Annotated in this window: 24 protein-coding genes; 5 read left to right on the top strand and 19 right to left on the bottom strand. The window is 59.9% G+C overall.

Annotated elements, in window-relative coordinates; genetic code table 11:
- Positions 1-38 precede the first annotated feature (38 nt).
- The 4 genes from J7I86_RS17680 to J7I86_RS17665 are packed head-to-tail and all read right to left on the bottom strand — an operon-like array spanning position 39 to position 4,686.
- The gene (locus J7I86_RS17680) at positions 39-941 is read right to left on the bottom strand and encodes a carbohydrate ABC transporter permease (protein ID WP_214821946.1); all 903 of its coding nucleotides are present in this window, start codon (positions 939-941) and stop codon (positions 39-41) included.
- Positions 938-1,819 carry a carbohydrate ABC transporter permease gene (locus J7I86_RS17675; RefSeq protein WP_214821944.1) on the bottom strand — a complete coding sequence of 294 codons (882 nt, stop codon included), beginning with the start codon at positions 1,817-1,819 and terminating at the stop codon, positions 938-940. The genes J7I86_RS17680 and J7I86_RS17675 overlap by 4 nt, the downstream gene beginning before the upstream one ends.
- Positions 1,820-1,865: 46 nt before the next feature.
- Positions 1,866-3,203 carry an ABC transporter substrate-binding protein gene (locus tag J7I86_RS17670; protein ID WP_214821942.1) on the bottom strand — a complete coding sequence of 446 codons (1,338 nt, stop codon included), beginning with the start codon at positions 3,201-3,203 and terminating at the stop codon, positions 1,866-1,868.
- Between the two features lie 46 nt (positions 3,204-3,249).
- Complete coding sequence (locus tag J7I86_RS17665; protein ID WP_214821940.1) at positions 3,250-4,686, bottom strand: GH32 C-terminal domain-containing protein; 1,437 nt, start codon at positions 4,684-4,686, stop codon at positions 3,250-3,252.
- 214 nt (positions 4,687-4,900) lie between these two features.
- Here J7I86_RS17665 and J7I86_RS17660 point away from each other — a divergent pair, with 214 nt between their 5' ends.
- The gene (locus J7I86_RS17660) at positions 4,901-6,460 is read left to right on the top strand and encodes a glycoside hydrolase family 32 protein (protein ID WP_214821938.1); all 1,560 of its coding nucleotides are present in this window, start codon (positions 4,901-4,903) and stop codon (positions 6,458-6,460) included.
- A 475-nt stretch (positions 6,461-6,935) separates the two neighbouring features.
- Positions 6,936-8,600: an ATP-dependent DNA helicase RecQ gene (locus tag J7I86_RS17655; protein WP_214821935.1), complete on the top strand. Its 1,665-nt coding sequence runs from the start codon at positions 6,936-6,938 to the stop codon at positions 8,598-8,600.
- Here J7I86_RS17655 and J7I86_RS17650 read toward each other — a convergent pair.
- The 3 genes from J7I86_RS17650 to J7I86_RS17640 are packed head-to-tail and all read right to left on the bottom strand — an operon-like array spanning position 8,515 to position 10,810.
- Positions 8,515-9,102: a hypothetical protein gene (locus J7I86_RS17650; RefSeq protein WP_286179971.1), complete on the bottom strand. Its 588-nt coding sequence runs from the start codon at positions 9,100-9,102 to the stop codon at positions 8,515-8,517. The genes J7I86_RS17655 and J7I86_RS17650 overlap by 86 nt on opposite strands.
- Before the next feature lie 18 nt (positions 9,103-9,120).
- Complete coding sequence (locus J7I86_RS17645) at positions 9,121-10,047, bottom strand: NAD(P)H-hydrate dehydratase (protein ID WP_214821933.1); 927 nt, start codon at positions 10,045-10,047, stop codon at positions 9,121-9,123.
- Complete coding sequence (locus J7I86_RS17640) at positions 10,025-10,810, bottom strand: histidine phosphatase family protein (protein ID WP_214821931.1); 786 nt, start codon at positions 10,808-10,810, stop codon at positions 10,025-10,027. The genes J7I86_RS17645 and J7I86_RS17640 overlap by 23 nt, the downstream gene beginning before the upstream one ends.
- A 124-nt stretch (positions 10,811-10,934) precedes the next feature.
- On the opposite strand from J7I86_RS17640, the gene J7I86_RS17635 reads away from it, so the two are divergent.
- The gene (locus tag J7I86_RS17635) at positions 10,935-12,230 is read left to right on the top strand and encodes an NAD(P)/FAD-dependent oxidoreductase (protein ID WP_214821928.1); all 1,296 of its coding nucleotides are present in this window, start codon (positions 10,935-10,937) and stop codon (positions 12,228-12,230) included.
- Here J7I86_RS17635 and J7I86_RS17630 read toward each other — a convergent pair.
- Together J7I86_RS17630 and J7I86_RS17625 are read right to left on the bottom strand one after the other, a co-directional pair.
- The gene (locus J7I86_RS17630) at positions 12,216-12,500 is read right to left on the bottom strand and encodes a DUF3040 domain-containing protein (RefSeq protein WP_214821925.1); all 285 of its coding nucleotides are present in this window, start codon (positions 12,498-12,500) and stop codon (positions 12,216-12,218) included. The two genes, J7I86_RS17635 and J7I86_RS17630, sit on opposite strands and share 15 nt — an antisense overlap.
- 107 nt (positions 12,501-12,607) lie before the next feature.
- The gene (locus J7I86_RS17625; protein ID WP_286179970.1) at positions 12,608-13,294 is read right to left on the bottom strand and encodes a 3-keto-5-aminohexanoate cleavage protein; all 687 of its coding nucleotides are present in this window, start codon (positions 13,292-13,294) and stop codon (positions 12,608-12,610) included.
- A 152-nt stretch (positions 13,295-13,446) separates the two neighbouring features.
- Here J7I86_RS17625 and J7I86_RS17620 point away from each other — a divergent pair, with 152 nt between their 5' ends.
- Complete coding sequence (locus J7I86_RS17620; protein ID WP_214821919.1) at positions 13,447-13,908, top strand: GatB/YqeY domain-containing protein; 462 nt, start codon at positions 13,447-13,449, stop codon at positions 13,906-13,908.
- Between the two features lie 4 nt (positions 13,909-13,912).
- Here J7I86_RS17620 and J7I86_RS17615 read toward each other — a convergent pair whose 3' ends face one another.
- Positions 13,913-14,644: a DUF72 domain-containing protein gene (locus J7I86_RS17615; protein WP_214821916.1), complete on the bottom strand. Its 732-nt coding sequence runs from the start codon at positions 14,642-14,644 to the stop codon at positions 13,913-13,915.
- 495 nt (positions 14,645-15,139) lie between these two features.
- Between J7I86_RS17615 and J7I86_RS17610 the strand changes: the two genes are divergently transcribed.
- Positions 15,140-15,619, top strand: coding sequence for a hypothetical protein (locus tag J7I86_RS17610; protein WP_214821913.1), 480 nt, complete (start codon positions 15,140-15,142; stop codon positions 15,617-15,619).
- Between the two features lie 10 nt (positions 15,620-15,629).
- On the opposite strand, the gene J7I86_RS17605 is transcribed toward J7I86_RS17610, so the two are convergent.
- The 9 genes from J7I86_RS17605 to J7I86_RS17565 form a co-directional block, all read right to left on the bottom strand.
- Positions 15,630-16,136 carry an Imm61 family immunity protein gene (locus tag J7I86_RS17605; RefSeq protein WP_214821910.1) on the bottom strand — a complete coding sequence of 169 codons (507 nt, stop codon included), beginning with the start codon at positions 16,134-16,136 and terminating at the stop codon, positions 15,630-15,632.
- Positions 16,126-16,515: a TNT domain-containing protein gene (locus tag J7I86_RS17600; RefSeq protein WP_214821907.1), complete on the bottom strand. Its 390-nt coding sequence runs from the start codon at positions 16,513-16,515 to the stop codon at positions 16,126-16,128. Before J7I86_RS17600 ends, J7I86_RS17605 begins: the two co-directional genes overlap by 11 nt.
- A gap of 90 nt (positions 16,516-16,605) precedes the next feature.
- Positions 16,606-17,049, bottom strand: coding sequence for a hypothetical protein (locus J7I86_RS17595; RefSeq protein WP_214821904.1), 444 nt, complete (start codon positions 17,047-17,049; stop codon positions 16,606-16,608).
- A gap of 443 nt (positions 17,050-17,492) precedes the next feature.
- Positions 17,493-17,918, bottom strand: coding sequence for a hypothetical protein (locus J7I86_RS17590; RefSeq protein WP_286179969.1), 426 nt, complete (start codon positions 17,916-17,918; stop codon positions 17,493-17,495).
- A gap of 212 nt (positions 17,919-18,130) precedes the next feature.
- Complete coding sequence (locus J7I86_RS17585; protein ID WP_214821898.1) at positions 18,131-18,559, bottom strand: DNA/RNA non-specific endonuclease; 429 nt, start codon at positions 18,557-18,559, stop codon at positions 18,131-18,133.
- A gap of 90 nt (positions 18,560-18,649) precedes the next feature.
- On the bottom strand, positions 18,650-19,294 hold the full coding sequence (locus tag J7I86_RS22940) for a hypothetical protein (RefSeq protein WP_286179968.1): 645 nt from the start codon (positions 19,292-19,294) through the stop codon (positions 18,650-18,652).
- 3 nt (positions 19,295-19,297) lie between these two features.
- The gene (locus J7I86_RS17575; protein ID WP_214821896.1) at positions 19,298-21,634 is read right to left on the bottom strand and encodes a DNA/RNA non-specific endonuclease; all 2,337 of its coding nucleotides are present in this window, start codon (positions 21,632-21,634) and stop codon (positions 19,298-19,300) included.
- 2 nt (positions 21,635-21,636) lie between these two features.
- Positions 21,637-21,975, bottom strand: coding sequence for a DUF6507 family protein (locus J7I86_RS17570; protein ID WP_214821893.1), 339 nt, complete (start codon positions 21,973-21,975; stop codon positions 21,637-21,639).
- A 30-nt stretch (positions 21,976-22,005) separates the two neighbouring features.
- Positions 22,006-22,311 (bottom strand): pore-forming ESAT-6 family protein, encoded by a 306-nt coding sequence (locus tag J7I86_RS17565; RefSeq protein WP_214821891.1) that lies wholly within the window; start codon positions 22,309-22,311, stop codon positions 22,006-22,008.

The raw sequence follows: 22,311 nt of genomic DNA, 5'->3' as shown, positions 1-22,311 counted from the left end.
CTGTCCTCCGTCTGGAGTATATCCGTCTGCCGTAGTGGTCATCCCTTCGTCGCCCCGCTTTCCAAGCCTTGAATCATGGCCTTGTTCAGGACGAGGAAGACCAGGAGCAAGGGAGTTATGGTTACGCACACCGCAGCAAAAGTGGCCGTCCAATCCACCTTGCCCATGGCGCCGATGTAATTTTGTAGGCCTAGTGGAATGGTCTTCAGGTCCTCGGACAGGACAAAGCTGTTGGCGAAGATGAAGTCGTTCCAAATGAAGATGCTGTTCACCAGGACAACAGTGACCACGGTGTTGAGTGACAGCGGCAGGGTGATCAGTCCAAAAATCCTGTACGGGCCAGCCCCATCCAGTGATGCTGCCTCGTAGGTTTCGCGCGGAATGTATTCGAAGAAGGACGAAAAAAGGTAGATGGACATCGGCAGGGCGAAACCGGCCAAAGGGATAATCATCGACTGGTAGGTGTCCAGCAGGTTGACTGCGGAGTAGTCGATGAACAGCGGGACCAATGCGATCTGAACCGGAACAATGATTCCAATCAGGAACAGGGCACGGACGAAACGGCTCAGGCGGAAACCGAGGACCTGGATGGCGTAGGCGGCCATCATGCCGAACAGCACAATGAGGATGTTGGCGCCCATGGTGACAATGAAACTGTTCAGGATGTTCCGGCCCAAGTCGCCCGTTTCGAAGGCCCTTGCGTAGTTTTCCCATGTTAACGAACTCGGAAGTGCGAACGGATCACCGGTTGCGAAGTCGTGTTCTGTCCGCAGGCTGGTAAGGAACAGCCAGGCGAGCGGGTAGACCTGGACGATCACGATGAGCATGATCAAGACCCGCGAGAGTGTCCGGTGCAGGCTCGGCTTGCGGCGTCGTCGTTGATGAACCGGCGAGGACGGAGCCGACGCGCGCGGGGTAATCGGGGCTGTCTGGGTGATCATGAATCTGCCTTCCGCTTGAGCATGAACAAGATGAGGCCGACGGCGACGAGGCACTCGATCACGATGAAGACGGAGATGGTACTTGCGTAGCCGAAGTCCGTGCTGGTGAAGGCTGTCTTGTACATATAGGTGGTGAGCAGCTCGGAGGACTGCCCGGGGCCACCATTGGTCATGAGGTACGGGATATCGAAACCGCGCAGGCCGTAGGTGGTGGCCATGATGGTGGTGGTGATCCATACGGGACGTATATAGGGGAACCGGATCTTGGTGAAGAGTGTCCACTTCGAGGCGCCGTCCAGGACTGCGGCTTCTTCCAGTTCCTTGGGCACGGCGATCAGAGCAGCGTAGATGATGAGCATGTAAAGCCCGGTGAACCGCCAGCCTTCAGGGGCGGATACGGCTGCCAGCACGGTGTTCACGTCGGAGAGCCAAGCCCGCTCAAGGGATCCCAAACCCACCCAATGCAGCAGCTGATTCAACAGGCCAACCGGGTCGATGGAGTAGATACGGATAAAGAGGAAGGCAATGGCGACGGTGGAGATCACCGCTGGCAGCAAGTACAGGGTTTTGATGAGTTCCCGGCCCCGACGCAGGGACGTGAGCAGGCTGGCTACAACCAGTGCTCCGCCGAGTTGCAGCACCAGGCAGATGGCCAGGTAGAGGAGTGCGTTGAAAAAGGATCTCCAGAAGATATCGTCCGCGGTGAGCATCCGGACGTAGTTGGCGAGCCCAACGAACTCCATTTCGCTGATCCCGTTCCAGGAGAAGAAGCTCAGGAACAGGGACTGAAGAATAGGGAAGAGTACGGCTGCGCAGTACAGCAGCAGGGGTGGAAGCAGGAAGACCAGGACGGAGGTCCTTGACCTGTTGGGTAGCATGGTGGGCCTTTCGGGCGGGGGCCTTGGGAGCCCCCGCTGCTTCGGTTTACTTGAAGAACTTGGGGGCGTTCTGCTTGATGGCGTCGTCCATGGTCTTGGTGAACTGTTCGGGCGTGATGTTGCCCTGGACCAGGAGAACGAGTTCCTGCTGCAGCCGGCCGTTGGTGGTGGGGTCAAGCTGGGTATCCCACGGCATGGCTTGCTTGTCCCCAAGGGTGTTGGCCGTTTCGAGCGCTTTCTTGTACAGCGGAGTCGCGTTCCCGGGAATGGCAGTTTGCACGTTGGTGGTGGGGGAGAGGGCGCCGGTGGCGGCATACTCAGCCGGGTACTTGTTCAAGGCGAACTTCAGGAAGTCGCTCACCAGCGGATCGTAGGTCTTGGAGTTCACTGCCATGCCAATGCCGGAGGGGGAGACGAACTCGTTGGCGGAGGTCACCGAGCCTTCGGTGGTGGGCAACGTGAAGAAATCGGTGTCGTTCCGGACCTCGGAGTTGAGCTTGTCCGTGGCGAGGCTCGGGAGTTCCCAGGTGCCGATGTTGTACATGGCAGCTTGTCCCGAGGTGAACTGGTTCTGCGCATCCGAGTAACCCTGCGCGGAGAATCCATCCTGGAAGCACTTCGCCTTCCCTAGGTCAGCCATCCACTTCACCGTCTTCTGTCCGGCGTCGTCAGTAAAAGATGCCTCGCCCTTCTTCAGCTTCTGGACGAAGTCCGGTCCCGCTTCACGGAACGGCTGGTACGCAACATAGCGTTCCAGCGGCCACTGGTCCTGACCGTCAATGGCGATAGGTGTGATCCCTGCATTCCGCAGAGCAGTGCACATGGCGGGAATGTCATCGAGTGACTTCGGCACGGAAACGCCTGCCTTTTCAAACAATGCCTTGTTGTACCAGATGAATTCGAGCTCGAACTGGAACGGAATCATGTACAGGGAGCCGTCGTCGAAACGCTGGTAGTCCAGTGCGCCGGGGCGGTAGTCGTCATAGACGTCCAGTGATTTCAGGAGCTTGTCGGCTTCCACCATTTTTCCTTGCTTGGCAAGTTCCTGAGCGAAGGGGGTGGCATCAGTGTCGAACAATTCCGGCAGCTTGTTGGCCGCGGCCAGGGTTTCAAGTTTTTGAATGTAGGAGGGCCGGTCCGGGGTGGTGATGAGGTTCAGTGCGAAGCCCGGGTGGTCCGTGGCGTAGTCGTCCGCGAGCTTTTTCATGATGTTGATGACAGCTCCGTCGGCGGGCCTGGAGAGCAGCCAGGATATTTCGCGGGGTTTGATCTCCCCGGTGGGGCTGACATTGGAGGGGTCAGTGGCGGCACCTCCGCCGCCACAAGCTGTCAAAGCCAAAGCGGCGGCGGCTGCGACGGCGGCAGCACGGAATAGTTTCTTCATTGCGGCAATCTCCCTTGATTGGAACAGAGGTTGGGGTGAGGGGTATTCAGTTGTCGGTACGCTGGCGTATCTCAAGTTCGGTAAGGGTCACGGTTCCTTCTCCGGCGAAGACGCCGATCCGGCCGGTAGTTAGGTCGTAGATCCTGGCGCTGAGCGCCACTTGACGGTCGACGACGGCGACGCAAGTGTCGCCGTCGACGATGACCTCAAGGGTGTGCTCGCCAGGGGTGAGCTCACAGGGCCGCTCAAGTTCGACGTCGAAAGGGACGTCCCCGGAGACGTGCCACTGCGCATCGCCGGTAATGGCGCGCGGCCAGCGGTCGAAAACGAGCCGGCCACGCTTGGGCTCCAGACGCAGGACGTAGGAATGGTCGCCGTCGTGGCTCGAGCGGAGCAGCAAACCGCACTCGGTTGTATTGGGAGTGATATCCAGTACCGCTTTGGCGTAAAACTGCTGCGGTAATTCCTCGTCGGACACCACGGCCGCGTACCCGTCCGGCACCTCGAGCCGCGCCGGCAACGCGCCGGTCAGGGAAACCGGGACGTCTTCCCAGAAGCTCTCCACGAGTTCATCCGCGAACGAAAATCCCAAGGTCCCGTCAGGGTTTTGGAGGGCTTCCAGCACGGACATGGTTCCTGCCCACTGCCATGGCCCGTGATCGGTGTTGCCTTCTTTGCTGGCAATCCATCCGAAGAAGAAGCGCCGCCCGTCGCGTTCTGCCGTCTTTGAGGCGTAGAAGGCGCGGCCGTCGATGCTGTCCAAAGCGGGCACCATCCACGGGCCGTCGGGGCTCTTGGCCATCCGGTAGCGGGTGGTGAACGTTTCCGAGAACTCGGAGTACACCATGTACCACCAGTCACCCCAGGCAAAGACGTCCGGGCATTCGTGCGTGATGTAGCGGCGCGGGTCCCAGAACGGTTCGGTGTGCTGCCACGTCATCAGGTCCGGGGATACGCACTGTGCGATGACGCCGCGGCGGCGTTCGGGCCCGGTTGAGTGCCTTGCCGCGAGAAGCATCCTCCACAGGTTCTTGCTGTCATCCCAGAACACAAAGGGATCGCGCCAATCACCGGACTCATAGCCGGCTGGGGCGCCGAAGGTGTGCTCGGGGTGCTTGAGCCAGGTCCGCATTCCGTCAGTACTCGTGGCATGCATGACCAACTGCAGGGGCGCCCCATCAGGACCTAGATTGCGGGGGTTCTGTCCGGTGTAGAACAGGTGATGGACGCCGGACCCGTCCGTGACGATGCTGCCTGTGTAGGCGTTGAAGTCCAGATCCGTTTCGCTGCCGTGGTGCAGCGATACGCCGTGGTCCTCAAACTGGGTGAGGTCTTTGGTGGTGACCAGATTCCATGAGGTACCCGGTTTTGGGTCTGAGCGGTCTTCGTGAAGGTAGAAGAGCCAGAACTCCCCGTCCTTTTCGAAGGGGATGAGGTCTCCAACCCAGCCGTCGGCTGGTTGGAAGAAGACTGAGCGTTTCATCTGCGCTGATGTCCATTCTGCTAAAGCGTTTGATCACTCGTAAGTTAGCGTGAATTTCCATGCTGTTCAAGCGTTTTAGCAAATTTCTTTCTCCCTTGCTAAAACGCTTGACCAGTCTCGGCTACTGCCGCTAGTGTCCTGCATAGCTTCGGCTTCCCACCCGCTGGATGACGTTTGGCGCACTGCTGCCCCAAACGCTGAGAGGAACGAATCAATGACGAATCACATTTCTCGACGCACTGCCTTGCAAGGCGCAGGAGTTGGCGCGATCTCGCTGTTCCTGAGCAATGCCATACCTGCAGCCGCGCATGCCCAGGCATCGCTTCGGGCCATCTACCACATGACTCCGCCGTCGGGCTGGTTGTGCGATCCGCAGCGTCCCGTCCATACCAACGGCGCCTATCAGCTCTACTACCTCCACTCTGGTCAGAACAACGGCCCGGGCGGGTGGGACCACGCATCTACAGGTGACGGAGTGGCCTTCACGCACCATGGTGTGGTGATGCCTCTGCAGCCCGACTTCCCGGTGTGGTCGGGATCAGCGGTTGTGGACACGGCCAACACCGCTGGGTTCGGTGTGGGGGCGGTAGTCGCGCTTGCCACGCAACCAACTGATGGCATTCGAAAGTTCCAGGAGCAATACCTCTATTGGTCTACCGATGGCGGCTACACGTTCTCCGCGCTTCCGGAGCCGGTGATCGTCAACACCGACGGACGAACTGCCAGCACCCAAGCTGAGATTGAGAACGCAGAGTGGTTCCGCGACCCGAAGATCCACTGGGATGCTGCACGCAATGAGTGGGTGTGTGTGATCGGACGGGCGCGCTACGCAGCCTTTTACTCTTCGGCAAACCTGCGGGATTGGAGCTGGAAATCGAACTTCGACTACCCGAACCACGCCCTGGGCGGAATCGAGTGTCTGGATCTGTTCGAAATGACGGCCGACGACGGCATCCGGCATTGGGTGTTCGGTGCGAGCATGGACGCCTACAGTATCGATTTGCCCATGACCTTTGCGTATTGGACGGGTAGCTGGAACGGCACGGCGTTCATTGCCGACGACCTCACTCCGCAGTGGCTCGACTGGGGCTGGGACTGGTATGCCGCCGTGACGTGGCCGTCGGTTGATGCGCCCGAAACGAAGCGCCTGGCTATCGCGTGGATGAACAACTGGAAGTACGCTGCCCGCGACGTGCCGACAGATGTATCCGACGGGTATAACGGGCAGAATTCCATAACGCGTGAACTGCGGCTGGAACGTCAATCAGGAGGTTGGTACAGCTTGATCAGCTCCCCGGTTGGCGCATTGCGGGATTATGCGACAGCAACTACCACCCTGCCCGACCGCACGGTTAACGGCAGCGTGGTACTGCCATGGAGCGGCCGTGCTTACGAGCTTGAGCTCGACATTTCATGGACCAACGCCACGAACGTCGGGGTATCTGTTGGCCGCTCCCCGGATGGCTTCCGCCTCACGAATATCGGCAAGTATGGCGATGAGTTGTACGTCGACCGCGCGCCGTCGGACCAGAGTGGATACTCTCTGGTGCCGTACACTCGGGCTGCTGCGCCTATCGATGCCAATGCGCGGTCAGTCCACCTGCGCATCTTTGTGGACACTCAGAGCGTCGAGGTGTTTATTAATTCGGGTCACACGGTGATTTCACAGCAGGTCCATTTCCTGGAGGGCGACACCGGGCTTTCACTCTATGCGGATGGTGGTTCAGCAAACTTCACCCGGATCAGCATTCGCGAGTTTGGCAACCCTCTATAGGCGGCGAACCCCGTACTAAGCGCTGTGTGGCCGCGTGCGGTGCGCCGAATGGACCCTCAATGAGGATGGCCGGAACCGGTGGACGGCGCGCGGCTCACCCCTTGGGTGGCGGGGGTGGCGTGCCTTGGGCTTGCGCTCCTCTTCTGCACGCGAGGAGGGGAGTAAGGCCAGTGGCAGGATGGTGCCCGCGAGCCAGACAACCACGCCGATTAGCACTAGAAGGATGGCTGAAGTGGGCTCCATGTGATAAGCATAGGCACTTTGGGCTTCGTTGATAAGTAGCCTGATTACCTTTCGGGTCGGGGAGTATTTTTGACAACCCGGGCGTGGGTGGACGAACTCCGCGTTACGTCATCACCCGAGGTTATCCACAACCTGACAAAGGGCGTACGACGGCGGGGCCTCGCCCGCGCTAGGCTGGTCACCTCGGCTGATGCAAGTGGCCGCAGGAATCACAACGCGGAGCCACATCTTAATGTCCGATGACCTTGCCCTGACCGCCCTGGCGGCCTCTTCCTTTTCCTTGCCTGAACTGCGCGACGGCCAACTGGCAGGTATGACTGCCCTCGTCGAGGGGCGTGATGTCCTCGCCGTCATGCCCACCGGGTACGGAAAATCCGCTACCTATCAAGTCGCAGCACTTCACCTTCACAACACAACGGGCCGGCCCGCCGTCGTCGTTTCTCCTCTCATTGCCTTACAAGAAGACCAAATGGATGGGCTGACTGAGGACTTGGGTGAGGGCACCGCCGTCGTCATCAATTCTTCCCTCAGCGCTTCGGAGGTGGAGGCAGCCTGGGAGGCAGTGGAAACCGGAAAAGCGATCTTCCTGTTCCTCGCGCCTGAGCAATTGGCCAAGCAGGAAACCGTGGAGCGGATCGCCAAGCTGAACATCACAATGTTCGTAGTGGACGAGGCGCATTGCGTATCCTCCTGGGGACACGACTTCCGCCCGGACTACCTGGAACTGGGCAGCGTCCGCGAGCGCCTGGGCAACCCGGCGGTTATAGCACTGACCGCAACTGCGTCGCCACCCGTGCGTGAGGAGATCGTCAAGAGGCTGGGCATGACGGAACCGTTGGTTCTGGTCCGTGGTTTCGACCGCCCCAACATTAGCCTCGATGTTGTCCGGCACCAAGAGGACAAAGGCAAGCGCAAAGCTGTGGTGGCGCAGGTTGTCGAGCTTGCCACGTCGGAGGGCATGGGCCTGCTGTATGCCGCTACCCGCAAGGACACCGAGAAGTACGCGGCCGCCCTGACAGAGCACGGTCTGCGCGCCGAGGCTTATCACGCGGGCAGGGCGGACGCTGACCGGGAAAGCATCCATGAGCGATTCTTGGACGACCTGCTGGATGTAGTGGTTGCCACTACAGCTTTTGGCATGGGGATCGACAAACCCAATGTCCGGTTTGTGGTGCACGCAGATATTCCGGAGTCCCTGGACGCTTACTACCAGGAAATCGGCCGCGCGGGCCGTGACGGTGAATCTGCTGCCGCCATACTGCATTACCGCGCCGAGGACCTTGGGCTGCGTAGGTTCTTCGCCACCCATGCTCCGGATGCGGAGGAGCTCATGGCCATGCTGAAGGTCATCAAGAACGCCGGCGCACCTGCTCCGAAAACGGCCCTGGTGGAGCTCACCGGCTTTCCTGCCCGCCGTGTCACCGCACTAGTGAACCAGCTGGAGGAAGCGGGTGCCGTGAAAACCGGCAAGCGCGGCACCCGGCTCAGCTCCAAAGCCAAGCTGACCGGGCTGGTAAATCGGGCCCTCCAGTTGGCTGAGGCGCGTCAACGCGTTGACCAGTCCCGGCTCACCATGATGCGGGGGTACGCGGAGACGGACGCTTGCCGTCGCCGGTTCCTGCTGGGCTACTTCGGGGAGGACCTGCCGCGGCCCTGCGGCAACTGCGATGCTTGCGCGAAAACACCCGACGCCGCTGGGCCGGGTGACGTCGGCCAGCGCCCCTTAGCTGCCGAGACTTTGTTCCCGTTGCAGTCCACCGTGATCCATAAAGAATGGGGGCCTGGGTTGGTGATGCAGCACGAGGATGACGTCATGACTGTTCTGTTCGAACAGGAAGGGTATAAGACCCTGTCCCGTACCGCCGTCGTCGAGCATGAATTGTTGAAGCCGGCTTAAGTGCGGACCCGATGCACCCCGGCTTTCCGCGAAAGATCATCACCATCAGCACGCCGACCAATGCCGCCCCGCTAACCAAGCACAGCAGACTGCCCCACGGAGCGTAATCACCACCGGAAATGAAGAAGGCGTCCGCCAAGGCCATTCCGGCGGAGAAGGATGCGAAGAAGTACATGGGTGCGCCGAGCACCAGGATCAAAAGTTGGAAAATCACAACGGTTCTCATCCGTGAGATAACCCGTGTTGCAGTCAGCAGAACCACAAGCACACCAAGAAGCGTTCCGATGCCTGACCAGGTCAGAACTCCCACTAAGGAAATTGACTCGTTGCGTCGGGCCAATCCCTCATGTATCTCGTCCAAACTGGCGCCCGGAACGGCGGCGAGTGGATTCCACACGAGGATCTGCAACGCTGAGGTGAGCGTGTATCCCGCTATTGTCAGCAGCCCAACGATGCTGACGATGACGCGCGATGTCTGAGAGCTGTTTCCCTTGGTCCCCATGCTGGAAGCCTAAAGGAATCAGGTATTGAGCTCCAGCATGAGGGCGGGCAGTTCATCGGCGAGCTCGCGGGCCAGGAAACCCAGGGGACCGAGCTTGCTGGCGAGACGGTCGGCGGCGGCCGCGTGAAGATGGGTGCCCCAGCAGGCGGCTTGGGCACCGCTGGTACCGCGCGCGCGGAGCCCGGCGATTGCCCCTGCCAAAACATCACCGCTGCCTGACGTGCCTAGACCGCCGTAGCCGGTGGTGATCTTCCACAGTGCCGAATCATCCGCCTCGGCGGACGGCCCCGCGATGTAGCCCTGGCAACTCACCACGGCATCAAACCGCCGGGCGATCTCGGCAACATCGGCTCCCAGATCCTCCGTGTCCCGGCCCAGGAGAAATCCGGCCTCTGTCGGGTTCGGTGTGAGGATCAACCGTCCCCTCCACGGCCCCGAATCATCTTGGATCTTCACTAACCCAGCCAAAGCGTAGGCATCCAGAACGATCGCGGGAGTACCGCCGTCGTTGGTGGCCGTGTGGGACTTTTCCCGCTCCAGCAGCGCTCGCAGCAGCGATTCGGCGAGTTCCGGATCATCCAAGCCCGGACCAATCAGCACCGCATCAGCACGATCCAAGTAGGAGGAGATCCGGTTCAGTCCTTCTCCGGTAACGGACCCTTCAGGCGTCTCGGGCATGCCCACGGAACCGCACTCCGGGAGCGCAACTCCCACTGAGACCGCTACGGATTCGGCCACGGCCAAGGTGATCTTTCCCGCGCCGGCACGAAGGGCTGAGGTGCCGGCCAGCAATGCCGCGCCAGGAGTCGCGCGTGCACCACCGATCACCAGCACTGCGCCGCGGGAATACTTGTCCTCTCCGGGGGCGGGCAACGGCCAGTCACGCAGAAGCGATGGTGTAACCAGCGTGGGGGCGTTGGAATCACTGTGGGTGGACACTGGCATCTCCGGCGTGTTCGGTGACGGTGACACCCTGCTCTGTGAGGTGGTCAGCCACATTGAAGCTCTCCAGCTGCCAGGGCCCCGCGCCCGAAGGCCGCACGTAGCGGGTGATCGATGCGTTCAACACCGACGTGTTGGCCGCAAGGTCGAGGATTTCCTGCTCAGACATCCCTTCCAAGACATAACGGACCAGCAGGATGACGGCATCGTGGCAAACCAACATCACCCGCTGCCCTGCTCCCAACGTATTGAGCTCATCCAGGATTGAACGCAGGCGGAGCGCCACGTCAGCCCACGACTCACCACCGGGCGGCCTATAGTACAGTTTGCCCAGCCACAGCCGCCTCTCGGCTTCGTCCGGATATCGGGTCTCAACACCCAGGCGCGTCAGCCGGTCCAAAATGCCCAGCTCCCTGTCGCGGAGACGCTCATCAGTGAGCACCGTCACGGGCCAGCCAGCGGTCTCAACAGCAATTTCCGCTGTTTGCCGGGCCCTCGCATAGGGGGAGGAGACGATTGCATCCGGTCGGAGTTCATCGGCGATCCGCGCCAGCGCTGTTCCCAGTGCTTTGGCCTGGTCCAGTCCCGTGCCCGATAGATTGACATCCGCGTCCCTGGCCGGAACCTCAATGACTTCGGCTCCAGCCAACCGCGCTTCCGTTGCGGCCACGTTGCCTTCGCTCTCGCCGTGCCGGATCAGGAGCAACTCCACGGCTCCGGCCTCCTGCACTGCGTCCGTCAGCCCGTCCTCGTTCACTAAAATCACCCTTCCGCGTGCGTTGCCGAATGCAGAACACTATCCACTGCGTACCCACAGAAACAGAGGATAAACGCTCGACGGCGATCGCGAACCTCTGTTGCGGGAACTTGGAGTGCAGTAAGTTGCTCGCATGGAGGACTCATACCCAGTCATCATTGTCGGTGCCGGATTCGCGGGCGTAGCAGCAGCCAAGGAGCTGGGGCGCAAGGGCGTTCGTGTCTTGCTGATCGACGCAAATAACTATCACCAGTTCCAACCGCTCCTTTATCAGGTGGCCACCTCGCAAATTGGAGTGTCAGCCATCGCCAGGCCACTGCGGTCCGTTTTCCGACGCTATAAGACTGTCAAGGTTCTGACCTCAAAGGTGGACTCCGTTGACTCAGCGGAGAGGGTGGTCAAAACTGCTGATGGCCACGCGTTGCGGGCAGATGTCCTGGTCATTGCCGTGGGGGCTGTCCCGAATTTCTTCAATACACCCGGCGCGGAAGAACACGCCTTCCCGCTGTACTCCGTCACGGATGCGACGAAGCTGGGGACTGGCCTAACCCGGCTCTTGGACAAAGCCGATAGAAACCCGGACGGGTCTGTGGATGTAGTTGTGGTGGGAGGCGGGCCCACAGGAGTTGAAACAGCCGGAGCCATGGCCGAGAACGTCAAATACGTGGTGAGCAAGTACTTCTCGCCGGAACTCGCGGCACGCTGCCGGGTCCATTTGGTGGACATGGTGCCCAGCGTCCTGAACATGTTCTCCGCCAAGTCGCAGAGCTACGCCACCGATCATTTGAAGAAGGTGGGCGTCCAACTCCACATGGGAGTAGGCGTGACCGAAGTCCGGCCGGGCGGAGTGACTTTGGCGGACGGGAGTTCTGTACCCGGGCAGATCGTGGTGTGGGCCGGTGGACTAAAAGCGGGCGACCTCATTGCCGGATCGGGTCTTGCCCAGGGGCGAGGCGGGCGAATTGATGTCCGCACCGACCTCACCGCTCCCGACGCGGACGGAGTCTACGTCATCGGAGATGCGGCCAACATCACCGACTCAACGGGGGCAAAGCTGCCGCAGCTGGGATCGGTGGCGCAACAGGCCGGCAAATGGGCGGCCAAGAACATCCTTGCGGACCTTAGCGGGGGCAGCCGCACCCCCTTCCGATATGTGGACAAAGGCTATATGGCCATGGTGGGGCGTGGCGCTGCCGTGGCAGAGCTGGGCCGCAAACGAATCCAGCTCCAAGGCATCCTGGCTTTCCTGTCCTGGCTCTTGGTGCACCTTGCCCTGCTGTCCGGTCTCCAGCAAAAGATCCGCGCCTTGTTCTCCTGGCTCAACGGCTATCTCCTTCATAGCCCTGCGCAGGTAGTAGTCAGCGGGCCGATCGAGAAGGAAACCACCGAGCAGGATCCGCCGGGGTCGTTGCCTTCAGAGGAGTCGTGACGAGGACTCGTTCTTATAGGCGCGGTGAGCCAACATTCCGTGACCGGCAAGGAGTATACCGGCGAGCGTAATCGGGAACGCTTGCAGAGGGACGGCCAGCAGGATCAACAGCACACCGACGGCGACGGCCAGGACATCGCGCATGCGAGGTTGAACCGGGCCGCGTACGGGAACCCCGGATTCCAGTTGTCTGGCCAGATCCGGGTCTTGGATGAAAAGTTCGCGCTCAAGCTGCTGAAGAACTTTGCGCTCCCTTTCTGAAAGTGGCATGGGAGTCCCTCCTAGGCGCTAAGGCTCCTTTGTGCGGTTGGCGGGTCAACTGGTTTCCTGGATAATCCCGATTTCCAGTGACTCGATAAGCTAAGCATGCTTACTATTCAAATCGCAAGGAAAAATTTGGCCGCAGCAACGAGCTCGGCATTGCCGTCAGCTTGGACTCCGTCGGGTAGCAGGAGGGTGTCCTCGAGGCCGATTCTGGTGTCCAAACCCCACCGGGCAGCAAGCTGCAGCGCAACCCACGTTGACCGTTCCTCACCGTGGAGCAGGGCGGGTGCCTGGAATGCTTGCCGGCTTTCGGATTGACCTGGTTCCTTCACCAGTTCCAGGAGGCGTGCGGCTTCGCTCTCCACGGTTTCGGCTGGAACGTCCTGCACTTCGATCAACACCCTCAAACATTTGTACCGGAGCGGGGAGGAAGCCCACCGGCGTGCAGCGTAAGCCTGCCAAATGCCCGCCTCGATGCCGACGCCCCGGTGGTGAAGGAGTCCGGCCACCTCCTCTGCACCTTCCTCATGCCAATTCACGGAAGCGAAATCGGGTAGCTCGTACCAGGACTCGATCATCTTCAGCCGGGCTGGTGCATCGGGGGAACTCCAAGCGCCCGTTGTCACCCCCACTGGTGTGCCCGGGCATGCTGCACGGAGAGCAGTTAACCACGCGGCTACGTGTTGGGGTTCCAGGGTGTCCTGACCTTGCGGATTCTTCGGATGGACATGCAAGGTGTGCGCGCCGGCAGCCACGGCTGCCGCCGCTTCTCTTGCCAGGGCGGCCGGATCAGTGGCCAATCGAGGATGGCGCGATATTTCCCTGGCGCCGTTGAGACAAGCCTGTAGCATCACGCCATTCATGCTAGAGGCTGGTGGCGTGCGGCGGGAGACCACCTTGAGCGCCCAAGCTGGGAAGATAGCAGAAGGAATCCCCAACAAGGAGCAACATCATGACACTCAAAGAACGCTTGAAAGCCGACGTCGTTGACCACATGAAGGCCGGCAACAAGGTAGCCCTCACCACCGTCCGCAACGTCCTTGGCGAGATTACTACCCGCGAAAAGTCCGGAAAGACCCCTGTAGAGCTGGACGACGCACAGGTGACCTCACTCCTTCAGAAGGAAGCCGCAAAGCGCCGGGACACAGCCCGCATCTACACCGAGGCCGGCGAGTCAGACCGTGCAACCGCGGAAGTCGCCGAGGCTGAAATCATCGAGGCTTACCTGCCGAAGGCGCTCACTCGCGAAGAAGTGGAAGCAATTGTTGACGACGCCATCAAGGCGCTGAAGGCTGATGGCCAGGAGCTTTCCATGCGCTCCATCGGAGCCGTCATGAAGCCGGTCACCGCCAAGGTTGCAGGACGCTTCGACGGCAAGACTGTCAGCGAGATCGTCCGGGGTCGCCTGACGTAGAGAGTCAACTGACCCCAAGCAGCCACCGCAAAGTGTCAGCGTTGCGCACGGCGTTACCACCGCCGTCGTTGTTGAAATAGACGTATACGTCCTTGCCGTAGCCGTCCCACTCACGAATCCGGTCCGCCCACCAGCGGAGATCATCATCGGCGTATGAGCCGCCGTAGAGGTGCTCATGGTCCGGGCCGTGCAGTCGAACGTACACGAATGGTGCGGTGGCCCGGAGGATGCACGGCAGATGGGCGCCGCTCATGATGCAGTAGGCGGCGCCTCGACGCTCCAGCAGGGCGTACACGTCCGGGTGGTCCCAACTGTCATGACGAAACTCGACGGCGATGCGAACCCACTGCGGAACGGTGGCCAGGAAGTAGTCGAGTCGGGCGTCGTCCCGTTGAAAATCAGGTGGTAGCTGGACCAGCAGGACAGCCCTTTTGTCGCCGAGTTCGTGCCAGCAGCGCACAATCCGTTCCACCCAAACTTCGGGACTATAGAGCTTCTTGCCGTGCGTAAGACCTCGCGGCGCTTTTACCGACATGGCGAAACCACCCGGGAGTCGCTCCCTCCAACTCGCGAAGGAAGTGTCGCGAGGCCATCGGTAGAAACTCGCATTCAGCTCAACCGTGTTAAATCGCGACATATAGTGGCTTAGACGCTTGGCCGCAGGAAGGCCCGGGGGATACAACACGTTCTCCCAATGGTCATAGCTCCAGCCCGAGGTGCCAATATGGATGCCCATGATGTGGATGGTAGCGGGTTATGCGCAGGAAGGGTGGCTGGCTTGGGCGGCTCGCCGGTGCTGGCCTAGACTCGAAGGGCCAAATCCAGTTGATGGGGGAACCATGGAGAATCAGGCCAATTCTGCTGCGCAAGAGACAGGTGATCAGCCCGACCGCAAGGTGACGGGCCCTGTTCCACCTGAATGGCTGGGGCCGGTCCTTGCCCTCGCTGCCCTCGCCTCGATGGTCATTGGCTCGATCATTCAGGGAGGGATCCCTCTGGGGGTTATCGGATCGCCACTTCTCCTTGCTTTTCTTATTTATGTCTTCTTGAGGAGATGGGCGAGGCGCACCAGGGGAATATCGGTCTTGGAATAGTTTTATTGCTCATCGTCAGCGCCATTTCCTCCCAAGGAAGAGGCACCGTCGACCCTTTGTACTCCTTCCTTGCGCACATACTTGGACCCTTACTGGCTGTCGCGGCCGCGTGGTGTTTCCGGCAGCGGGCACCACTAGTGCCCCAAGCCGCTGCGTGGTCCGCACCGTCCTCCGCCGGGGCGCCGGGCGGGCTGCATAGCTCCATCGACGCCATGCATAACATCACCGCGGTTCTTGTTGAGCTGTTTCCCACCCTCCCGCCGGCGTGGTCTTCGGCTTGGTTGGAATTCAGGGAAATCGGCTCTCATCGCGAGTGCCTCTTCAACGTGGAAACGGGAGGGGCACGGTTCACCACGGAAGTCCCAGCACACTTGGCTGACCAGATGTCTGAGGCCAGGAACATCATGCGCGGCCCCGGAGGCAATACGTGGTTCGCGGCCACCATTACACTCAATCCAGCGGATCCCGGGAGTTACCAAACCGAGTTCAACTACGACAAAGAACCGGAATGGCTCGCCGAGCCGACGAAGGCCGCGTGCCTCAGTGAAACGCGTCGGATCCGAAAGCTTGGCACACTCCCGGAGTGGGCTCTACGCCGGATGGGTGCGGCCAAATAGCCGTCTGCCCCTAGGTCGGGACGCGGAAAGGTGAATTCTCCTGCACGTTCATGGCCGTCCAGAGTTCGTAAGGGCCCATGTCTGCATAGTGGGAAAACTCAATAAGTGTGATCTGTCGTCCAGTCCGTCTTGGGCTGTCGGGTGATTGGAGCAGCCATGTGCCGGTCCCGGCCTTGGAGACCGTGTAGCCGGGAGCTGCTTTGCTTGCCACGACAGGCATCGATGTCGGCATGAGGAATGGCTGGCGTTCGCGGCGGCGGAAGAGATTCGTGAATCGGTAGAGGAGTACCAGCTCGATATCGACCAGTAGCGGAGACGTGAAAAGTATCTGTTCTTCGCGCGACCGCTCAGTAGTGCTCAGTATGTAAAGGTCATCCACCTGCCGAAGGTAGATCTTGATTTCACCGCCGAGGTTATACAGGCACCACGAGCCATCCTGTGATGTGACGATCGAATATCCGGCTGCGGTGATAGTTTCCAGCAGGCGATCAATCATCGGCTTCAATTCAGTGCTCATAGGACAGGACTCCCGACTTTAATAGTTCCTCAACGGTCAGAAGCGAGTGCTGTTCGTCGAAGAACAGTACCTGGGTTGCCCCGCCTGGCCGTCCGAAGCCGGGCGCCACAATGGATGACTCGACGTACAACCCCCGAATGCCATCGGGCCATTCGGTCGCTAAGCGATAGGGGGCGTATGGCCGCTCCAGATCACTGACAGGGAGCGAGCGAGCCTCGAAGCTCGCCGGTTCGCCGTCATTGAGTGCGTAGAGATACGAACCGTCTTCGAATCCAACACGGTCGACTATTTCACCGAACTGGCTTCTGAACTTGGATAAGTCATGGGTCTGTCGGCTTTCGCTAACGGCACCGTCGTTAGCGGGATAGCGGTTCCACATAGTTGGGGATTCCTTCAAAGGTCGATGGGATATGTGGCGAGAGGAGAGGACAGCCAAAGCTGCTCAAGAGGGCACGAGGATTCAAAGAAGTTATCTCTCTTGGAATCTATTTCTCAAAAAGAATGGAGGTTTTCCGTCGGCTTCAGTAAGCGCGGAGAATACATATTGAGGGGTGAGTCTGCAATAATAGGAGAAGTGCAGTAGGTCTAGGAGCTGGCCTGTCCGCAAACTATTTGAACCATCCTCTATTAATATATAGTCGTCTTTATCCTCTTCAATGGAGAATCCTGCAGCTGCTTTTGCCATGTTCGGTGGCATTGAAGTTACAGTAAGCAGCGGCAGATGCTCCTTCCATCGCAAATCCTTGCAGAACCGATACGTTAAAAATAGCTCCATATCACACAGGTTGGGCGTGAAAAAACTTATTTTTGGCTTGAGCTGCCGACTTGAAGTGGACATGACGTATTGATCACCGAAAACGTACAGATTGCGAATGGCATCTCCAAGAATAAAGTGCCACACTCCGGTGGCCAAAGACTTCTCCTTTGAGCTACCACTATCGCTTATCAGCTGGGACAATCCATTTACTAAGGCATCCAACTGTTCTGATCTTCGACTCAATATTCGAGCACCCCCGCCCTCTGTGGTGATTCAAAAGCTAGCCTTCCCTTTGTGCGAATTTTATATACACAGTGACAATAACGCGGTTGCGTTCCAGCTACCTTTTGACGGCTGGGTCCATCGAAACGGCTGGTTCCTCGTTGTGGGTGAAAATCCACTCAAGGTGGGCGCCGGGTGCCTTCGACTCCAGTCCTTGGAATTGACGCGAAGCCGTGGTCTGCACCCAATCTCTGATTGCAGATGGAACGGCCTGGTTGTCGAGTTCGTCGAGGCCTTTTGAGGAAGATCTTCGACGGCGTACGCGGCTCCGCTTCTCGTGGAAGCTCGGGTTGGGCTGCTCCAGGTGTTGGTGTTGTCTAGCCGAAGAGCTTTCGGCTGATTTTCGCGAAGACGCCTGGTTCTTTGGATGGGTCGATGATTTGGGGTTGTGCGGAGAAGTCGGTGCCGGTTTTGGTGACGGGTAGGCGTTTGTTGGCCCACTCGACTGTTTGCAGTTGGGGGTTGTAGACAGGGGGTGTGACGCCTTCGGCGCGGAACACAGTCCACATCCACTGCGGAATGTTGTCCAGCGTGCGTGGGAAAGCCTTCAGGTCCTGGAACAATGTCAGTGCGTCCGCCGGACGATCAGGGATGGTTGTTTCGTGGGCGGGTCTGAGGAGTTCCACGTCGAAGACCTCAAGTCTGCCGTCCGAATCTGGATAGAGATAGACCTTGCAGCTTGTCCACGTCCCTTTACCCTGGACGTACGACTCGCATCGGATTTCCTTGAGCCACTGGCTCATTGCCTCTCGTGAGAAATCTAAGGAAAAACTGCGCGACCCCCAAACACCATCCCGCAAAATCTCCTCTGTGCGTCGAGACCACGCCTGATGGATCACGGAGGTGCTAACGACTTCCTGGGCACAGGAGCCGAGGCCGCCTTCTTTGAATGTTTCCCCTTGCAGACGGCTGAGGCCTGCCGTTACGGAAGGGCTCCACACAAGTTGGCCGCTACTCAAAATGTCTCCTCTAGGTCCAAAGGCAAATTCGGAAACTCGTGAAACATGGGTGTCTCTGAATCGAACTTGTGCGTGACTTCAATGCTGCCAGGCAGACCGGGTTTTGGTCCGGGGACGGCTTCTACCTTTAGACGTAAGCCTAGGGGTTGTGCGGTGTCGACGCGGTGGAGGGCCTTGGTCATGAGGTCTCTTTCGAGTTGGTAGAACGCCAAGGTGTTCGCGGGTACGTTAGGGGTTCCGTGGCCGCGGTTCTGGAACATGAGTTGGGCCATGAGGTTGGCGCCTTCGCCTGGTCCTGCGAAGAGGGATGCGATGAGGTGGCCGCCCTCGTAGCCGCGTCCGCCGACACGTATACCGGCCAGTATATGCTGCCATGCGCTGCGGTTGATGTCGCCTCGAGCAGTTGAACTTCGACGACGGCGCACGCAGCTCCGCTTCTTCGGGGAGATTGGATTGCGACTGCTCTTTGTGACCGTGTTAGTGCTGACGGGCGCTCCGTCCGGCGTTGGTGCTGGCTATCCGCCGAAGAGTTTTTTGCCGATCTTCGCGAAGGCGCCTGGTTCCAGTGTGGGGTCAATCACGACCGGTTCTATGCTGAAATCAGTTCCTCTGTCGGTAACTGGCCTGCGACGGTTTTTCCAGTCCACAGACTGGAACTTTGGATTGTAGATGGGAGGGATAATTCCTTCAGCTCGGAATATCTCCGACATCCAGGACGGAATATTGTTTATTGTCCTCGGAAACGCTTTGAGGTCGCGGGCCCATGTCTTTACGTCCGCCGGCCTGTCCGGAACTCTAGTGAGCTTCTCGGGCCGTATAATTTCCTCATCGAAAACTTCAATGTAATTATCACCCGATTGTGAAATTCGTATGACACAGCTCGTCCAAGTACCCTGGCCGACGACGTAGGACGAACGTCTCAGCTCGTACATCCAATTGGTGGTAGCCTCTTCGGAAAAAGTTACCGAAAAGTCCTGACTCTGAGGCACTCCCCGAAGCCAGGTGGCCTCTGTCCTCCGGGACCAACCTTCGTGCAGTACTGCCGATATCTTGATGTCATCAGCAACAAAGCCAGCTCCGCTCGGGGAGAAGGCCTCGTTGTGTAATCGTTCAAGTCCTGTCGCTACTTGCGGCGAGTTAAGTCTGAATGCTTGCGGCAATTTCTACTCTTCCGTATCAGGCAAATTATCAAATCTGTTGATTTCGATTTCCTCTGTTGAGTCGAACCGATGTCTGACTACCACGCTGCTAGGGAGGCCGGGTTTTGGTCCGGGGACGGCTTCTACCTTTAGACGTAAGTCTAAGGGTTGTGCGGTGTCGACGCGGTGGAGGGCCTTGGTCATGAGGTCTCTTTCGAGTTGGTAGAACGCCAAGGTGTTCGCGGGTACGTTAGGGGTTCCGTGGCCGCGGTTCTGGAACATGAGTTGGGCCATGAGGTTGGCGCCTTCGCCTGGTCCTGCGAAGAGGGATGCGATGAGGTGGCCGCCCTCGTAGCCGCGACCGCCGACACGGATACCGGCCAGTATCTGTTGCCATGCGCTGCGGTTGATGTCGCCTTTAAGCAACCCGGTGATGTGTGCTTCGACGCTCTTGGGCTTGGCGAAGTCATCAGTGATGATCGTGAAGTGGTTTTCCAAGCCACCGTCAGTTTTCGCGGCCACGTTGTAGGTGACATTGGGCATCCGCTTGTTCAGTTCAACGGACCAGGCACCTCTAACACCAGCGTACGTGTCTACGCGATCGACTCGGCCTGTGGCATCTGTATAGAACCGTTCAAGACTGTCAGCCGTGAGGCCGCCGGTGCTATCTGGCATTTTGGTGCGGTTGTCCACGATGTACAAGGTGTTGGGTTCCAGCCCGGTCTTGGCTGCGAAGTTGTCTTTGCGGCTGACCGGGAAGAAATCGTGACCATGCTGAAGGACGACGGTGTTGGTGATGTTGTTCTGTGGCGGGAAAGGGTCAGGGACCACGGGTGCATGCGGCGCCCGTGAGCCGTCCTCAACGAGTGCACCGGAACCGCCCCGTGTGTCAGGGGTGTTCCCCCGGATGTCTGCAGCGCTCTTGTCCAGCCAGTTTGGTACCGATGAGTTGTCCGCGGTCCGTGTTAGTAGACCGCTGGGCTCGGGGTGAAAGGCGGTTGGAAGGCTCGCATCGACATTACGGAGGCCATTGGCAAGGGAGTTCATCCCGTCCGCGGTAACGTGTTTGCCTCCCGTGACGAGGTCCTTCACGCCAAGTTTGGCGTTTTCTAGAGCCGCCCATGTCGCCGCTTTTGACTGGGTGATTGTGTCGAGCACTTTAGCCGTGTGGGATGGCATCACCAAGTCCGATAATTTCAGGGCCAGGGAGCCGGGCTTATCCAGGAAAAGGCCGGTTCGGTAGAGTCCGTTGGCGGCGTTACCGAGCGGCGAAGAAAGCACTCCCAGCCGTGGACTGCCCATGGTTGCGGTGCTGAGTCGCTGCGCCACCAAGCCCAGCTTCCCGGCGGTCGAACCGGCTTTAACCCCCACCCCGGCACCACCGGCAAGGAGAGTCGCGACGTCGAAGGTGGTCGCGCCGATGGCGTAGCCGGGGTCGGTGCCCCATTCGTCGTAGTGGATGGTTTCCTTGGCCACGTTGAGGGTGGTCAGGAGGGCTTGGGCTTCATCGGGTGTCATGTCTTTGCCGCCGCGGGCAAACACGTTTCTGGTGGTGAGCGCCGCGGCCCCGAGGGCGAACATCCCTTGCCAGGCTTGGACTTGCTTGGCCGTGTCGGTGGTGAACAGCAGGGTGTGCAGGCCTTGAAAGGCGCCGATCAGGGCGCTGGTGAACCCTTGGCCGGCCGAGCCGGCCCCGCCGAGCCGGACCGAGATGTTCGGTGGCCCCCAGGGAAGGTCGGGGAGTTTTTCGTCGTTGCCCATGAAGTGCTGGACGTGGGTGAAGCCGTTGGCGGTCATGTCGGTGGAGCTGTTGAGGTTCGCCCGGGGGATGGTCGGGGGATGGTAGCTTTGCCCGCCGGTGAGGGCGCTTAGTGCGGTGGCGCAGGTGGCGTCGGAGTCGAGGATGGCTTGGGCCAGGGCGCTGGCTTTGTCCATGGTGTTGCGGTGACGGTCCACGATTGTCAGGTTTGAACGCCAGTCATCGTTGCCGCCGATGAGCTCGTCCAGGGCGTGGACTTCTGAGCGGAGGGTGTTGATGCGTTGTTTCAGTTCCCTGGACCGGTCCGCGTACGCGGCCAGCACGGTGGCGGCGTTGCTGGTCAGGTTAGCCAGGTCCTGGGAGCGGGAGAACACGAGGTTGAAAGCGGTCAGGACCTGCCCGGCTTCGGGGGCTTCGTAGGCGCTGGAAAGACCGGCCCAGGATTTTGCGGCGTCGTTGACCCCGGAATGAACGGCGTTCCCGGACGCTGCGAGGGCCTGGCCCTGGCTGTCCAAGGCGTCCGGGTCCGGCAGCGGCGGGAGCCCGTCAACGCTGATCCCGGACGCGCCCGGACCTGCGACACACACCTGACTGAAGTCCATACTTACCGCCCTAATGCCGAAACGGACAGGTGCACGGTTGAGGCACTGGACGCCGCTGTTGATGCCATGGACAGGTCGCCGTCGGCGTAATGGCTCACGGCTTCGGAGGTCCCGGTCAGGGCAGCGGTGCTGCGCTCGAGCACGTCCGTGGTGGCCGGAACCACCCCGTTCTCGATCAACGCCCCCAACGCTTCTTGAACCTGGGCGGACGGCACGGCCGCGGCGATTCCTTCCACCGCGCCCTGCATCCTGGCCAACGGTTCCTCCAAGGCCGAAACAGAGCTGGCGGTCGAGGAGATCACCGCCCGCGCGGTGCCAACATCAATACTCCAAACTGCCATACCAGTCACCTGCCTCTAGAGACCGGCGGGTTAGCCGATGCTCTGCACGGCGTTGCGGGCAGAGGTCGCGGCGGTGGTGGCGGTGTCGTCGTTGGTGCCCAGGGTGGTCCGGACCAGGGCGATGATGGCTTTGACTTCGTCCGCCGCTGAGCTCCAGCGGGTTTCGACTGCCTGGTATTCGGCGTCGACGCCGTCGGCGCGGAAGTCGGCCATGGCCTGGTTCACGTCGGACTGGCGGGCGGCGATGAGGGTTTCCAGTTGCGCGGCGAGGGCTTGGATGTCGGACTGGACCTGGGCGGAGACGTTGGTGTCGTAGGCGATGCGGTTGGTGGTCAT

This window comes from Arthrobacter sp. ISL-95, from assembly GCF_018613695.1.
Lineage (GTDB): Bacteria > Actinomycetota > Actinomycetes > Actinomycetales > Micrococcaceae > Arthrobacter.
This window is presented reverse-complemented; position numbering and strand designations above follow the sequence as displayed.

Coding starts and splice junctions, on each gene's coding strand:
- J7I86_RS17680 (WP_214821946.1), bottom strand. CDS start 941: ATGATCACCCAGACAGCCCCGATTACCCCGCGCGCGTCGGCTCCGTCC.
- J7I86_RS17675 (WP_214821944.1), bottom strand. CDS start 1,819: ATGCTACCCAACAGGTCAAGGACCTCCGTCCTGGTCTTCCTGCTTCCA.
- J7I86_RS17670 (WP_214821942.1), bottom strand. CDS start 3,203: ATGAAGAAACTATTCCGTGCTGCCGCCGTCGCAGCCGCCGCCGCTTTG.
- J7I86_RS17665 (WP_214821940.1), bottom strand. CDS start 4,686: ATGAAACGCTCAGTCTTCTTCCAACCAGCCGACGGCTGGGTTGGAGAC.
- J7I86_RS17660 (WP_214821938.1), top strand. CDS start 4,901: ATGACGAATCACATTTCTCGACGCACTGCCTTGCAAGGCGCAGGAGTT.
- J7I86_RS17655 (WP_214821935.1), top strand. CDS start 6,936: ATGTCCGATGACCTTGCCCTGACCGCCCTGGCGGCCTCTTCCTTTTCC.
- J7I86_RS17650 (WP_286179971.1), bottom strand. CDS start 9,102: ATGGGGACCAAGGGAAACAGCTCTCAGACATCGCGCGTCATCGTCAGC.
- J7I86_RS17645 (WP_214821933.1), bottom strand. CDS start 10,047: ATGCCAGTGTCCACCCACAGTGATTCCAACGCCCCCACGCTGGTTACA.
- J7I86_RS17635 (WP_214821928.1), top strand. CDS start 10,935: ATGGAGGACTCATACCCAGTCATCATTGTCGGTGCCGGATTCGCGGGC.
- J7I86_RS17630 (WP_214821925.1), bottom strand. CDS start 12,500: ATGCCACTTTCAGAAAGGGAGCGCAAAGTTCTTCAGCAGCTTGAGCGC.
- J7I86_RS17620 (WP_214821919.1), top strand. CDS start 13,447: ATGACACTCAAAGAACGCTTGAAAGCCGACGTCGTTGACCACATGAAG.
- J7I86_RS17615 (WP_214821916.1), bottom strand. CDS start 14,644: ATGGGCATCCATATTGGCACCTCGGGCTGGAGCTATGACCATTGGGAG.
- J7I86_RS17605 (WP_214821910.1), bottom strand. CDS start 16,136: ATGAGCACTGAATTGAAGCCGATGATTGATCGCCTGCTGGAAACTATC.
- J7I86_RS17600 (WP_214821907.1), bottom strand. CDS start 16,515: ATGTGGAACCGCTATCCCGCTAACGACGGTGCCGTTAGCGAAAGCCGA.
- J7I86_RS17590 (WP_286179969.1), bottom strand. CDS start 17,918: ATGAGCCAGTGGCTCAAGGAAATCCGATGCGAGTCGTACGTCCAGGGT.
- J7I86_RS17575 (WP_214821896.1), bottom strand. CDS start 21,634: ATGGACTTCAGTCAGGTGTGTGTCGCAGGTCCGGGCGCGTCCGGGATC.
- J7I86_RS17570 (WP_214821893.1), bottom strand. CDS start 21,975: ATGGCAGTTTGGAGTATTGATGTTGGCACCGCGCGGGCGGTGATCTCC.
- J7I86_RS17565 (WP_214821891.1), bottom strand. CDS start 22,311: ATGACCACCAACCGCATCGCCTACGACACCAACGTCTCCGCCCAGGTC.